The 13,603-nt window shown below is 61.9% G+C and carries 17 protein-coding genes and 1 tRNA gene; 6 read left to right on the plus strand and 12 right to left on the minus strand.

From position 1 onward, the window contains the following. The first annotated feature begins 76 nt into the window (after positions 1-76). On the plus strand, positions 77-430 hold the full coding sequence (locus NKJ01_RS09325; protein WP_023757402.1) for a hypothetical protein: 354 nt from the start codon (positions 77-79) through the stop codon (positions 428-430). 150 nt (positions 431-580) lie between these two features. On the opposite strand, the gene NKJ01_RS09330 is transcribed toward NKJ01_RS09325, so the two are convergent. After that, positions 581-817 carry a hypothetical protein gene (locus NKJ01_RS09330; RefSeq protein WP_023757403.1) on the minus strand — a complete coding sequence of 79 codons (237 nt, stop codon included), beginning with the start codon at positions 815-817 and terminating at the stop codon, positions 581-583. Positions 818-1,146: 329 nt separating this feature from the next. Between NKJ01_RS09330 and NKJ01_RS09335 the strand changes: the two genes are divergently transcribed. Further along, the gene (locus NKJ01_RS09335; protein WP_352604765.1) at positions 1,147-1,350 is read left to right on the plus strand and encodes a hypothetical protein; all 204 of its coding nucleotides are present in this window, start codon (positions 1,147-1,149) and stop codon (positions 1,348-1,350) included. A gap of 60 nt (positions 1,351-1,410) precedes the next feature. On the opposite strand, the gene tolA is transcribed toward NKJ01_RS09335, so the two are convergent. The 7 genes from tolA to NKJ01_RS09370 form a co-directional block, all read right to left on the minus strand. After that, positions 1,411-1,779: a cell envelope integrity protein TolA gene (gene tolA / locus NKJ01_RS09340; protein ID WP_352727551.1), complete on the minus strand. Its 369-nt coding sequence runs from the start codon at positions 1,777-1,779 to the stop codon at positions 1,411-1,413. A gap of 285 nt (positions 1,780-2,064) precedes the next feature. Next, positions 2,065-2,928 carry a glutathione S-transferase family protein gene (locus tag NKJ01_RS09345; RefSeq protein WP_352727552.1) on the minus strand — a complete coding sequence of 288 codons (864 nt, stop codon included), beginning with the start codon at positions 2,926-2,928 and terminating at the stop codon, positions 2,065-2,067. Positions 2,929-2,949: 21 nt separating this feature from the next. Further along, positions 2,950-3,531 carry a VOC family protein gene (locus NKJ01_RS09350; RefSeq protein ID WP_023757408.1) on the minus strand — a complete coding sequence of 194 codons (582 nt, stop codon included), beginning with the start codon at positions 3,529-3,531 and terminating at the stop codon, positions 2,950-2,952. Positions 3,532-3,875: 344 nt separating this feature from the next. Then, positions 3,876-4,052: a Flp family type IVb pilin gene (locus tag NKJ01_RS09355; protein WP_023757409.1), complete on the minus strand. Its 177-nt coding sequence runs from the start codon at positions 4,050-4,052 to the stop codon at positions 3,876-3,878. A gap of 211 nt (positions 4,053-4,263) precedes the next feature. Further along, a tRNA-Glu gene (locus NKJ01_RS09360) sits at positions 4,264-4,338 on the minus strand. A gap of 90 nt (positions 4,339-4,428) precedes the next feature. Beyond that, positions 4,429-4,836 (minus strand): VOC family protein, encoded by a 408-nt coding sequence (locus tag NKJ01_RS09365; protein WP_352604816.1) that lies wholly within the window; start codon positions 4,834-4,836, stop codon positions 4,429-4,431. 29 nt (positions 4,837-4,865) lie between these two features. Continuing rightward, positions 4,866-5,243, minus strand: coding sequence for a fimbrial protein (locus NKJ01_RS09370; protein ID WP_352604818.1), 378 nt, complete (start codon positions 5,241-5,243; stop codon positions 4,866-4,868). 26 nt (positions 5,244-5,269) lie between these two features. Between NKJ01_RS09370 and NKJ01_RS09375 the strand changes: the two genes are divergently transcribed. Further along, positions 5,270-6,310: an RluA family pseudouridine synthase gene (locus NKJ01_RS09375; RefSeq protein ID WP_352604820.1), complete on the plus strand. Its 1,041-nt coding sequence runs from the start codon at positions 5,270-5,272 to the stop codon at positions 6,308-6,310. 189 nt (positions 6,311-6,499) lie between these two features. Further along, complete coding sequence (rpoH, locus tag NKJ01_RS09380) at positions 6,500-7,411, plus strand: RNA polymerase sigma factor RpoH (protein WP_023757412.1); 912 nt, start codon at positions 6,500-6,502, stop codon at positions 7,409-7,411. A gap of 165 nt (positions 7,412-7,576) precedes the next feature. On the opposite strand, the gene NKJ01_RS09385 is transcribed toward rpoH, so the two are convergent. The 4 genes from NKJ01_RS09385 to NKJ01_RS09400 form a co-directional block, all read right to left on the minus strand. Then, positions 7,577-8,449: an MBL fold metallo-hydrolase gene (locus NKJ01_RS09385; protein ID WP_352604822.1), complete on the minus strand. Its 873-nt coding sequence runs from the start codon at positions 8,447-8,449 to the stop codon at positions 7,577-7,579. A 140-nt stretch (positions 8,450-8,589) separates the two neighbouring features. After that, entirely contained in the window at positions 8,590-9,249 is a 660-nt protein-coding gene (locus NKJ01_RS09390; RefSeq protein ID WP_023757414.1) for a peroxiredoxin, read from the minus strand. Positions 9,250-9,467: 218 nt separating this feature from the next. Next, positions 9,468-9,833, minus strand: coding sequence for a cell division protein ZapA (locus tag NKJ01_RS09395; RefSeq protein ID WP_023757415.1), 366 nt, complete (start codon positions 9,831-9,833; stop codon positions 9,468-9,470). 20 nt (positions 9,834-9,853) lie between these two features. Then, positions 9,854-10,126: a DUF4164 domain-containing protein gene (locus NKJ01_RS09400; RefSeq protein ID WP_013529251.1), complete on the minus strand. Its 273-nt coding sequence runs from the start codon at positions 10,124-10,126 to the stop codon at positions 9,854-9,856. A 262-nt stretch (positions 10,127-10,388) separates the two neighbouring features. On the opposite strand from NKJ01_RS09400, the gene tkt reads away from it, so the two are divergent. Both tkt and gap read left to right on the plus strand, forming a co-directional pair. Further along, on the plus strand, positions 10,389-12,380 hold the full coding sequence (tkt, locus tag NKJ01_RS09405) for a transketolase (RefSeq protein ID WP_352727553.1): 1,992 nt from the start codon (positions 10,389-10,391) through the stop codon (positions 12,378-12,380). A gap of 157 nt (positions 12,381-12,537) precedes the next feature. Then, the gene (gene gap / locus NKJ01_RS09410) at positions 12,538-13,548 is read left to right on the plus strand and encodes a type I glyceraldehyde-3-phosphate dehydrogenase (protein ID WP_023757417.1); all 1,011 of its coding nucleotides are present in this window, start codon (positions 12,538-12,540) and stop codon (positions 13,546-13,548) included. The last annotated feature ends 55 nt before the right edge of the window (positions 13,549-13,603 follow it).

Here is a 13,603-nt window from a genome sequence, read left to right on the forward strand (position 1 = left end):
CGACGCGAGTGCGTTGTTCCATCCGGTTGTCGGCGGGACTGAAGCCGTTATATAAGCGCTAGCAGGGGTAATGCTGATGTCTGGATGGATCGTGCCTTTTTTCATGGGGCTGGCGCTGCTTTTGGGCAGCGGCTGCTCGCGCAGTTATGATGGCACCGTCGTCATCCCGAGGCCGCTCGATGTCCGGCGATTCTGGGACCGGCCACCCCCGAATGTCGACTACGGGCCTTCCGAGGTCGAGAACAGTGCCTTTCCGGTGGCGCCACAACCGTCGAGGCGATTTTCCGACCGCAAAGTGATGACGCATGCCGCGCCGAGACGGCACCAGACGAGCCTGCCCGCGTCAGCCTCCCTGTCTACCCCGGCGAAGCCGCTGGTATGCAGGAACGTCAGCGAACCCGGCAAGAGAGCTCGCATGGTCTGCGACTAATGCATGTCGCCCAAAAGTGACCTCGGTTTTGGGAAAACGACATGCATAAAAACAAGCCCTAAAGCGCGTCGCCTGAATCCGTTCAACCGCGACGCGCTTTAGATCGCTTTCAAACAACAAGCGATCGGCAAATAGCTTAGGCGAACTGCCTCACAGCGAGGCTGCACCCTTTTTCGGCTGTTTCGCACCGAGCTTGTCGAGTGCAAGACGAACCTGACGCAAATCGTCCTGCCAGCCATCATCGTCGTCCATCGGGCTCTCCGTGGCCGCCCGCTGCAGCCCGCGCGCCTCGGATTCGATCTCGCGCAGTTCAGCGATTTTCTGTTCGGTGGTCAGGGAGTCGTCTTCGACGATCTCCAGCACCCGCATTTCCCTGAACGTGGCCATGGCGTTTCTCCTGGCTGATGTCGATCACAACGCTGTGAACGCCTCTCTGTTCCGGATCGCAACAGGGTTCGCTGCAATAGCGTTTGACAGTCGCAAGCCTTGAAATTCACGCGGTATCTGATGGCCGCCGGCACCTCGGTGTAGGGCTCGCGCGTGTCGAGTGGGGCCATCTGGTCGGTTTCAAGGCTGGCGTTCGCTCAGCGCGTAGGGGTGGCAACGATCGTCGAAGGCCTGCGGCGCGAGGAGCCCGTGATAAACCGCCGTTGCCGCCGGTTGGTCTTGAAACCTTTGCCCCGTCTTCGGAGTTGAATGGCCTAAGGAGAACGCAGATGTCGATCCACTTCACGGTCTCGGACCTGACAAGAAATCTGTTTCACTCGCTGGGGCTGGAGCCAAGGCCTCTCAACCCCGAGCAAAGCCTGTTGCTGGAATGCTATCTGGCCGGCCGGGTTCCGGAGTCGGCTTGGAACGACTATGTCTTCGAAACGCCTGACCTTGCCCGGCATGCCGAAGCAAGGCGCAGCCACCACTAAGCCGGCATGGGATTAACTGTGCGCACCGCTACGGCACAGCGGCGTGCGCTGATTGCAGGCTCACTTGGGAGAAGAGAACTGCAACGTGAACACTTTGCCGGCAATTCCTTGCGCCAGCTTCGGCGAAAGCGTCAGCGGCAGACAGTTCTGCAAGGCCGTTGTTGCGGCGTCGACAAACGAGTTTTTCGCCTTGGCATCGCCTTCCACCTTGACGGCCGTCGGCCTCGGTGGGCCGATCAGCGTGCCGTCCCGCTTGAAGCTGAAGCTCAAGGTCACGCTGGCGGTTCCGGCGTCCGCCGGTGGTGTCCAGCATGCCTGGATCGCGGTCCCGACATCGTTCATGGTGTTGAGTTCAGCCGCATTTGACGAATGAACGGCGCTCGCCAGCATCACGCCCGCAACCGCAACCCACCTCGCAACGCTTTTCATCGCCAGCCCTCATCTCACGCCTGACCGACAATCCATGCCGGACTGCCAAAATGGATGGTAGGGCCAAGGCAAGCGATGACAATATCTGTCGGCAAAAAGTTGACGCCAAAAATGCGACACCGGACAAGGCTCGTGTGGCCTGATCGCGGCTAGATCACGCCGCGATGGCGCACGAAAGCAAAAAGGCCGGCGTTGCGCCGACCTTTCCTTCCACTCGGCGCGCCAGTACATCCGTGGTCGCGGGGTGAATTGCTGGCAGTAGACAGGGCTTTGGTTAACGAATCCCTAACCTTGGACCTTGGCCTGCGACTTCACATAAGCGATGTAACCGCGCACGTCGCCGGCCGGCTCGCTATAGGCATTGCCGAGCTTCTTCTCGATCGCCGCCACGTAGTCCTTCGCCCATTTAGGCAGGACGTAGTCGATGACGGCCAGGAATTCGAGTGTCGCCGCCAGGCGGATGTCGGCGATGGATGGATTCTTGCCGCCGATGAACGGCTTGCCGTCCCTGAAGAAGCTGTGAAAGACTTCCAGCGGCTCGGCGATCGCCGCCATCGCCGCCTTCTGAGCTTCGGATTTCTTGTCCGGGTGGGCGTCGCTGTGACCGACCTCGCCGGCATATTGCGGAAAACCGAGAAACGGATAGGTGGCGCGCGCCACATACGGGTAGAGCGTACCAACCAGGTAGAACATGGCGCTATCGATCATCGCCCGCTTGGCCGGCGCCTTCGGATAGAATTTCTCCAGCCCGTGCTTGTTGGAGAGATATTGCATGATCGCGCAGCTTTCCCACAACACGCCCCTGGGGAGGCCCTTGTCCTCGATCATCGGCGTTAAATGGGCGGGGTTTCGTGCCATGAATTCCGGTGAGCGGGTCTGACCCCAGGCATCGGTCTCGGCGGCATCCAGCCCGGCCGCGCGCGCAAATACCCGAACCGTCATGTTGTTGACGCTGGGCTTCAGCATGCTGAGCTTCACGCCAGGCCTCTTCGCTAGCTTCGCTTTGGCTCTAGGGGCGGCTTTTGCCGTCGCCTTGACGGCGGGCTTGGCAGTTGTCTTGGCCGCCGGCTTCGCCGCAGCTTTTGCAGTCGGCTTGGCGGCTGCTTTGGCCGCGGGTTTTCCGGCATTGTTCGTCGCTGTCTTGGCCATATGTTCCTCCCTCTGGTCTGTTCAGTATGGGTTCTTCGGTGCCCGGTCTTCCGACAAGGTTGCGCGGGAACGCTCGACGAGCGACTGGATCGCATCGGCGAGGTGCACTTCCGCGATGTTGTAGTCGCCGCGCGCGACACGCAGTCTGTGCGCTTCCATCAGCACGTCGGCATGGGTGAAGCCCGCCGGCGGCTCAAAGCGGTAGGAGGCCAGTTCGATCAGCAGGCCGAGCGGATCCTCGAAATAGATCGAATCCATGAAGCCGCGGTCCTTGACGCCGCTGTGCTTGATGGCGCGCGCGTCGAGCCGGGCGACCGCCTGCAGGAAAGTGACGCGCGACACCGAAAAGGCGATGTGGTGGACGCAACCCGGATCGGTCGGCGTGCGCCGTTTCTCCGGCACGCGGCTCTCATCGGTGAAGATAGTGATCAGCCGGCCGTCGCCCGGATCGAAATAGAGATGGCTTTCGCTCGCCTTGTCGAGGTTGGGCTGCTCGAAGATGAACGGCATGCCGAGCACGCCTTCCCAGAAATCAATCGAGGTCTGGCGCCCTGCGCCGACCAGCGTGATGTGATGAACGCCCTGCGATTGCAGTTTCTGCATTGGCCTTCTCCCCGTGGCATCGACCGCCCGTCCGGATCTGCCCGGCACCCGGCGTTCTCGGCGTCGGCGGAGCCGTGCCCCAGGATCCATGATGCGATGCTAAAGCAATCGGCCCTGCTGCGCCAGAAGCGACGAAAGTGGCGACGCAAAGGGTAATGCGGGCCGGCTAGCCGTCAGCACTTGCGCGGTGAGGAAGATTTGCAGGCCCCGCTGCGGGACTTGCCCGGCGTCGCCAGCACAGAAAGTAGCGTGCTGCGACCGGATATTGGCGCTACACGCTACGCATTTGGAGGTCGAAATCGGGATATCCAGCCGGTGCGGTCGAACGGAAAGGTGTACCCGACTTACGAACCGCTGCTGTTAACCGTCGTGCCGATATTCGTGAACATGCCGTTGAGCGAATTGCCCAGCGCGCCGGCGCCGGTGATGATCGCCAGCGCGATAAGAGCCGCGATTAGGCCATACTCGATCGCGGTCGCGCCAGACTCGTCCCCGGCGAAACGGTAGATTATTTTCCGCATTTCAATCTCCTGCGCTACTAAAGGCAGCACTAATATACCCCCCTTGAGTTGCGGGGCAGTTAAGGTTCTCGGTTGCGAGTCCGTTAATATTTGCCAGAGAAATGAAATGAAGACTGGAGCCGCGGATGCCATCGAGCTCTTCAAGGTTGCCGCCACATGGTGGGGCGCTCGGGATGGAGCGACGGTATGCTGCAAAATTTATTGAAATCCTTGGTACGCCCAAGGGGAATCGAACCCCTGTTCCCGCCGTGAGAGGGCGGTGTCCTGACCGCTAGACGATGGGCGCGTTCAAGAACCGGCGATATAGGCTGACGGCTTGGAAAAAGCAACTGGGGTTCGGCCGCTTTAGCGCATTGCAGAAAAACCGGTCCCAGCGCTATCGTTTCGGCTCGATCAGGTCCCAGAGATTGCCGTGTAGATCGGCGAAAACGGCCACCGTGCCGTAGGCCTCAACGCGCGGCGCTTCGCGGAATTCGACGCCCTTCTCCAGCATCGCTGCATGGTCGCGGGCAAAATCGTCGGTTTCGAGGAATAGGAAGACCCGCCCGCCGGTCTGGTTGCCGATGCTTCTACTCTGTGCCTCGTCGGAAGCCTCGGCCAGCAGCAGCTTGGCACCTTGTCCGTTGGCCGGCGCCACCGTGACCCAGCGCTTGCCGCCGCCGAGATCGATGTCCTCGATGAGCAGAAAGCCCAGCCGCTCGACATACCAGTCAATCGCCGCGTCATAATCGGCGACGACCAGGGCAACGGTCGCGACGCGGCGGTGTTCAGCGAACCCGGTCATGCCTGAGGCTTGCTGATCGTTACTGCCGCTCATTTGTTTCGGATCGCAAAGCGCCCGATCAGGCGGCGCTCGGTGATGTCGTAGACGAAGATCGTGCGGCTGCCGTCGGCTAGCTCGGCATCGATGGAGACTCGATTGCCGGACAGCGACTGGCTGATCACCTTGGCACCAACCGGCAGCACGATATCGCCGTTGATCGGTTCGCCGGCGGGGGTCTGGATATCGCCAGCCAGCGGCGGGTTCGCCGGCGGTGCGTTGCGCGCTTTGTAGACAAGGGCGCCGATCACCACCATAAGGGCGAGGAACAGCAGGCCGAGATTGATCCCGACGAAGCGGACGAGTTTCCTGCGCACCTTTTCGACCTCGGGGTCGAGCGGCTTTTCCTGGTCTTCCTCGGCGATGGCCATAGCAGAACATTCCGGAACGGTTTTCGATGAGCGCTCATAGCGAAGAGGCCCCTGAATTGATAGAGGCGGCACCCACCGTGCTGGTGGCGGGCGCGGACGCGGCGGGTCAACGCCTCGACCAGTGGCTGGCGGCAAGCCTCGGCCGGGACATGTCGCGCAGCCGCGTGCAGATGCTGATCAGGCAGGGCGCGGTCAGCGTCGACGGCAAACCGGTCGACGAAACCAAGCGCAAGATGACGCCGGGTGAAAGCGTGTCGGTCGTCATGCCAGAGCCGGAACCGGCGGAGCCGCAAGGCGAAAACATCGCGCTTGATGTGCTCTATGAGGACGACGAACTGATCGTCATCAACAAGCCGGCGGGGCTTGTCGTGCATCCCGGCGCCGGCAACTGGACCGGCACGCTGGTCAATGCGCTGATCCATCACTGTGGCGACAGTCTTTCCGGCATCGGCGGTGTGCGCCGGCCGGGCATCGTGCACCGCCTCGACAAGGAGACCAGCGGCGTCATGGTGATCGCCAAGACCGACCGCGCCCATAAGTCGCTGTCCGAAGCCTTCGCCGATCACGGCCTGACCGGCGATCTCGAACGTGCCTATCTGGCACTGGTTTGGGGCATACCGCAGAGGCCGACCGGAAAGGTCGATGCGCCGCTCGGCCGCGCCGCCGATCGCGTGCGCCGTGCCGTGGTGCCGGAAGGACGCGACGACGCCCGCCATGCGGTTACTCACTTTGCCGTGCAGGAGCGCTTCGGCGAGACACAGCAGGAATTCGCCACGGCAAGTCTGGTCGAGTGTCGGCTCGAAACCGGCCGCACCCACCAGATCCGCGTCCACATGGCGCATATCGGCCATCCCGTGATCGGCGATCCAGACTATGGCCAGGCCTTCCGCACCAAGGCCAACCGGCTGCCCGAACCTCTGAAAAGTCAGGTCAAGGCTTTTCCCCGGCAAGCTTTGCACGCCTGGCTCCTTGCATTTCGCCACCCGAGTACCCATCTGTCGATGAGGTTCGAAGCGCCTATACCGAGGGACATGGAGGAACTCGTATGCGGCTTTCGCACGCTCTGAACCTGCTCCAGAAAACTTGAGTGACATTGTTCACTTTAACGTGACACACTGTTTCGCGTTGAACAAATGCCTGTCTTTTCTGGTTTTGTTCCTGTATAACCACTGACGTCGCGAGCGAGCCGTTTGGTGCTCGCGCCATATGCCCGCCGCGTTTCGGGGGCATCACTCCAATAGAGAGGGGGCGCTATCATGGCCCAATCATTACCCAGTATCGTTTCCGGCGAAGGCGGCCTCAGCCGCTACCTGGAAGAAATCCGTCGCTTTCCCATGCTGCAGCCGCAGGAAGAGTACATGCTCGCCAAGCGTTACGCCGAGCATGAGGACACCACCGCTGCGCACAAGCTCGTCACCAGTCACCTCAGGCTCGTCGCCAAGATCGCCATGGGCTATCGCGGCTACGGTCTGCCGATCGGCGAAGTGATTTCGGAAGGCAATGTCGGCCTGATGCAGGCCGTCAAGAAATTCGAACCGGAGCGTGGCTTCCGCCTCGCGACCTATGCCATGTGGTGGATCAAGGCCTCGATCCAGGAGTACATCCTGCGCTCGTGGAGCCTGGTCAAGATGGGCACGACCGCCAACCAGAAGCGCCTGTTCTTCAACCTGCGCAAGGTGAAGGGCAAGATCCAGGCGCTCGACGACGGCGACTTGAAGCCCGACCAGATTGCCGAGATCGCCACCAGGCTGAACGTTTCCGAAGCCGAAGTGGTGTCGATGAACCGCCGCCTGTCGGGCGACGCCTCGCTCAATGCCCCGATCCGGGCGAGCGAAGGTGAGTCCGGCGAATGGCAGGACTGGCTGGTCGACGACCACGAAAGCCAGGAAGAGATGCTGATCGAGCAGGACGAGTTGGAGAACCGGCGCGGCATGCTGTCGGGCGCCCTTGCCGTGCTCAACGAGCGCGAGCGGCGCATCTTCGAGGCCCGTCGCCTCGCCGAGGAGCCGCTGACGCTGGAAGAGCTGTCGTCCGAGTTCGACATCAGCCGCGAGCGCGTGCGCCAGATCGAGGTGCGCGCCTTTGAGAAGGTGCAGGATGCGGTCAAGGCCGCCGCCAAGCGTCAGACCCAGGCGCTGCGCACCATCGAAGCCCAACCGGCGGCGTAAAGCCGATATCGGCAATGAAACAACGGCGGCGTCAGGAAACTGGCGCCGCCTTTTTTGTGTCTAACGTTTGCGCCGGCGATTGGCGAAAACCAGGGCGACATCCGATCCCCCTTGCGGGGGAGATCGGCAGTTTCACCGGCCGCGCCCGGCACAAAAAAATACTTCTCACAGCCCATCCAGCGGAAACTTCAGGTACCGCCGGCCATTCGCCTCGGGCTCCGGCAGCCGTCCGCCATTCATGTTGACCTGCAGCGCATGCAGGATCAGCCTCGGCATCGGCAGCGTCCTGTCCCGAGCCTCGCGCAGGGCGACGAACTCAGCCTCGCTGCGGGCGGCGACGAGATGGGTGTTGGTCGCCTTCTGCGCCGCCACCGTGCTTTCCCACAAGGGCTCGCGGCCGCCGGCCTGATAGTCATGGCCGACGAAGACGCGCGTCTCATCCGGCATTGCCAGGATGTCCTGGATCGAGCGCCAGAGCCGAGCGGCACTGCCGCCGGGAAAGTCCGTTCTCGCCGTGCCGCTGTCGGGCATGAACAGCGTGTCATGGATAAAAGCGGCATCGCCGATCACATAGGTGATCGAGGCCAGCGTGTGCCCGGGTGAGAACAGCACCTTGACCGGAAGCGTGCCGACCTGAAAGGTCTCGCCCTCCGCAAACAGCCTGCCCCACTGCGAACCGTCGGCGGGAAAATCCGGCCAGTTGTAGATCGCCTTCCACAGTTTCTGGACGTCGACAACCCTGTCCCCGATCGCCGTCGGTGCACCGGTCTTCTCTTTCAGATAGTGCGCCGCCGAGAAATGGTCGGCATGCGGATGGGTGTCGAGGATCCATTCGACGCTCAGCCCCTGCTCGCTGATGAAGTCGAGCAGGGCGTCGGCATTCGTCGTTGCCGTGGCGCCGGATCTCTCGTCGAAATCGAGGATCGGATCGATGATGGCGCAGCGCTTCGTCGCCTGGTCGGCGACGACATACTGGATGGCCCCTGTCGGCTTGTCATAGAAGCCGCTGACCTGCGGCCTGGCCAAAGCTACGTCCAATTTCGGCTTCCCCACGCTTGGCCAGCAGGAACGATTTTCTCTGATGGCACCCGAGAGGAGCATGGTTGTCCGCTCGGGTGACCCAGTCAAGTATCAATTCGCTCGCAGCGGCGAGAACGCCAAAAACTGTTCCGAAGCAATCAGGCGGATGGCTGCTTGGTCTTCCTGAGATAGGGCAGGATGGTCTCGTAAGCGCCGAAACGCTTGATCGCATCCTCGTTGGAAACGGCGGCGGTGATGATGACGTCCTCGCCCTGCTTCCAGTTCGCCGGCGTCGCCACCTGATGCTTGGCGGTCAGCTGCATGGAATCGACCGCGCGCAGGATCTCGTCGAAGTTGCGGCCCGTGGTCATCGGGTAGGTCAGCACCAGCTTGATCTTCTTGTCCGGTCCGATGACGTAGACCGAGCGCACCGTGGCGTTGTCGGCGGGCGTGCGGCCCTCCGACGTTTCGCCGGCACCGGCGGGCAGCATGTCATAGAGCTTGGCGACCTTGAGATCCTTGTCGCCGATCAGCGGATAGTGCACCGTTTGGCCGGTCGCCGTCTTGATGTCGGCCTGCCACTTGTCGTGGCTCGCAACCGGATCGACCGAAATGCCGATGATCTTGACGTTGCGCTTCTTGAACTCACCCTCAAGCCCGGCCATCGTGCCAAGCTCGGTCGTGCAGACCGGCGTGAAATTCTTCGGGTGGCTGAACAGGATCGCCCAGCCGTCACCGATCCATTCATGGAATTTGATCGTCCCTTGCGTGGTCTCGGCGGTGAAATCCGGCGCGATATCGTTGATACGAAGGCTCATGGAACATCTCCCCTGTAAACAGATTCCGCCAGAAGCAAGAGGCGGCAAACCATGGCCGCCATCACATGTCCACGCTCCGGCAATCGCCATCTTAGCGCAAAAATTGCGGCCGCGAGATAATATCAAACTCTTGTCGGCGGAAGTGCGAGAATTTTCATGCTGCCGGGGGCACCGCCAGCGGATGAGAGCTTTGGTTTGAACTCGAAGTGCGCGCTGCCTCAGGTCTTGTTGACCGCCAAGGTCGCCGTCAGGTCTTCCATCCGCTGCGCCAGCGCGCCAAGCGCATTGGTCAGCACGCTGTCGTTCTTGTCGGCCTTGGTCAGGGCGTCGTCGCGGGTCTTGCGCAAGGTCAGCACTTCGCTTTCCATGCCCTTGACGCGCTTCTGCAGCTCCGAGAGTTCGTCCATCACCATGATGCCGGCCATGACCGTCAGCCGCTGGTCGCCGATCTCGCCAAAGGAGTCCTTCAGATGCGAGACATAGCGGTCGAAACGTTCGGCAAGGTCGATCAGATGATCTTCCTGGCCTTCGTCGCAGGCCATCCGATACTGTTTGCCGTCGATGGAAACTGTGACTTGAGCCATGAGCCTACCTGTCCAGCCCCCTACCTGTCCAACACAGCGCGGATGGTTTCCATGGCGGTCACCAGCCGTCGCGAGACTTCCTTGTTGGCGTCTTCCAGCCGTTCGGCACGCGCTTCGGAATTGTCGAGTTCCTGTGCCAGCCGGGAGCGGTCGGCATTCATCCGCTGCACCTCGGCCTCGGCTTCCGAGTAATCGCGCTCATGCTCGAGCTTGGCTGCGACAGCGTTTTCCAGCCCCTCGATGGCCTTTCCCAGCCTGGCGATAACTTCCTTGAGTGTGGCTTCCCCGGTCATGGCCTTCTTCCTGTGCCCTGCCCATCACCGAATCGTTCGCGTTCAGAACGCGTTATTCAGGAAACATTAGGCACCGGGTGAAGGCAACGTCAACAAAGCTCTCGCGACTGTCCCCTGCTAACGCTAATGTAGACCCGCCGCCGGCATCACAAGGCCGGCAAATGTGCACCGATTTGTTGACTAAAAGCGCGCGCCTGCTATGTGTCGCGCACCCTTTTCAAGGGCTCTCCCAAGCCCCCAAACCCCCACTTCTGGAGGAATCATGACGTCGCGTGAACAACATGACCGGATGGCCAATGCGATCCGCTTTCTCTCCATGGATGCAGTCGAGAAGGCAAATTCCGGCCATCCCGGCCTGCCGATGGGTTGCGCCGACATCGCCACGGTGCTGTTCACGCGCTTCCTGAAATATGATCCCAAGGCCCCGCACTGGGCCGACCGCGATCGTTTCATCCTGTCGGCCGGCCATGGCTCGATGCTGCTCTATTCGCTGCTGCATCTGACTGGCTACGAAGACATGACCATCGACCAGATAAAGCACTTCCGCCAGTTGGGCTCGAAGACCGCCGGGCACCCGGAATACGGCCATGCCACCGGCATCGAGACGACGACCGGCCCGCTTGGCCAGGGCCTCGCCAATTCGGTCGGCTTCGCTCTCGGCGAGCGCATCATGAACGCCGCCTTCGGCAACGATCTCGTCGATCACTACACCTATGTGCTGGCTGGCGACGGCTGCCTGATGGAAGGCGTGTCCCAGGAAGCCATCGCGCTTGCCGGGCACCTCAAGCTCAACAAGCTGATCGTCTTCTGGGACAACAATAACATCTCGATCGACGGTCCGGTGTCGCTGTCCGACAACACCGATCAGGTCGCCCGCTTCCAGGCCTCCGGCTGGAACGCCAGCCACATCGACGGCACCGACCCCGAAGCCATCGCCTATGCGATCGAAGCCGCCCGTCATTCCGACAAGCCGACGATGATCGCCTGCAAGACGACCATCGGCTTCGGCGCACCGACCAAGGCCGGCACCAACAAGGCGCACGGCTCACCGCTCGGCGCCGACGAGATCGCCGGCGCGCGCAAGTTCTTCAACTGGGATTCGCCGCCCTTCGAGATCCCGGCCGACATCCTCGACGCCTGGCGCACCGCCGGCAAGGCCGGCGTCAAGGCGCGCACCGACTGGGAAGGCCGCCTCGCCAAGGCCGACGCGAAGCTGCAGGCCGAGTTCGAGCGCCGCATCAGCGGCAAGCTGCCGTCTGATTTCGACGCCGTCATTGCCGATTACAAGAAGAAGCTCTCGGCCGACAAGCCGAAGGTCGCCACCCGCAAGTCGTCCGAGATGGCACTGGAAATTATCAACGGCGCCGTGCCCGAGACCATCGGCGGTTCCGCCGACCTGACCGGCTCCAACAACACCAAAACCAGCCAGACCAAGAACATCACATCAGACGATTATGGCCAGCGCTATGTCCACTTCGGCATCCGTGAGCACGGCATGGCGGCCGCGATCAACGGCCTGACGCTGCATGGCGGCCTCATCGCCTATGGCGGCACTTTCCTGTGCTTCTCCGACTATGCCCGTCCGTCTATGCGGCTGGCGTCGCTGATGGGCATCCGCTCGATCTTCGTCATGACCCATGATTCCATCGGTCTGGGCGAAGACGGCCCGACCCACCAGCCGGTCGAGCATCTGGCCGCATTGCGCGCCATCCCCAACCACAATGTCTTCCGCCCGGCCGACGCGGTGGAAACCGCCGAGTGCTGGCAGATCGCGCTCGCATCGGAAAAGACGCCGTCGACGCTGGCGCTGACCCGCCAGAACCTGCCGACGGTGCGCAACGAATTCGTTGCCAAGAACCTGAGCAGCCAGGGCGCCTATGAACTGGCCGCAGCCAGCGGCGAGGCGGCGGTGACGATCTTCGCCACCGGCTCCGAGGTCGAGATCGCGCTCGGTGCCCGCGACCTGCTTGAAAAGCATGGTCATCCCACACGCGTCGTCTCGGTGCCTTGCTTCGAGCTGTTTGACCAGCAGAGCGCCGACTATCGCAAGGCGACGATCGGCAACGCGCCGGTCAAGATGGCGATTGAAGCCAGCATCCGCCAGGGCTGGGATCATCTGATCGGCTCCGACGGCATCTTCATCGGCATGACCGGTTTCGGGGCTTCGGGCAGCATCGAACAGCTTTATCCGCATTTCGGCATCACCGCCGAAGCTGCGGCCAACGCGGCGGAAGCCCGCCTGCATGCCAAGTAGGTTGGTTCAAAGCCGGCGAAATCGCGCAAGGCGGTTTCGCCGGGCTGGCCCAACCTAATCGATTTAAATCCACGTCGCTGCGGCTGGATTCTTTCCGCTTCCGCCGCTATGAAACTGCGGACCCATCGTCTGCCGTCCAGCTCCCAGGGAGAGAATAATGACCGTCAGAGTTGCCATCAACGGATTCGGCCGCATCGGCCGCAACATCCTGCGCGCCATCCATGAATCCGGCCGCAGGGACATCGACGTCGTCGCCGTCAACGACCTCGGCCCGGTCGAGACCAACGCGCACCTCTTGCGCTACGACAGCGTGCATGGCCGCTTTCCGCATGAAGTCTCGGTGTCCGGCGACCAGATCACCGTCGGCAAGGAGACGTTCAAGGTCACCGCAATCAAGGATCCGACGCAGTTGCCGTGGAAGGAACTCGGCATCGACATCGCGCTCGAATGCACCGGCATTTTCACCGCCCGCGACAAGGCAGCCGCGCATCTGACCGCCGGCGCCAAGCGCGTCATCGTTTCGGCCCCGGCCGAAGGCGCCGACCTCACTGTGGTCTATGGCATCAACCACGACCAGCTGACCAAGGACCACATCATCATCTCGAATGCGTCCTGCACCACCAACTGCCTGGCGCCGCTGGCAGCCGTGCTGCACGAGACGGTCGGCATCGAAAAGGGCATGATGACGACCATCCATTCCTACACAGGCGACCAGCCGACACTGGACACCATGCACAAGGATCTCTACCGCGCCCGCGCCGCCGCCTTGTCGCAGATACCGACCTCGACCGGTGCCGCCAAGGCGATCGGCCTCGTGCTGCCCGACCTCAAGGGCAAGCTTGACGGCATCTCGATCCGCGTGCCGACCCCGAACGTCTCTGTCGTCGACTTCAAGTTCATCGCCAAGCGTGCGACCACCGTCCAGGAGATCAACGACGCGGTGATCGCCGCTTCCAACGGCAAGCTGAAGGGCATCCTCGGCGTCACCCATCACCCGAACGTCTCGATCGACTTCAATCACGATCCGCGCTCCTCGATCGTGGCGCTCGACCAGACCAAGGTGATGGACGGCAACTTCGTTTCGGTGCTGTCCTGGTACGACAACGAATGGGGTTTCTCCAACCGCATGGGCGATACAGCAGTCGCCTTCGGCAAGACCATCGCCTGATAGCGGACCCATCTTCTCGAGACTTGAAACGCCCGGCTTCGTCCGGGCGTTTTTC

It is taken from the genome of Mesorhizobium sp. M0276 (assembly GCF_040321755.1).
Classification (GTDB): domain Bacteria; phylum Pseudomonadota; class Alphaproteobacteria; order Rhizobiales; family Rhizobiaceae; genus Mesorhizobium.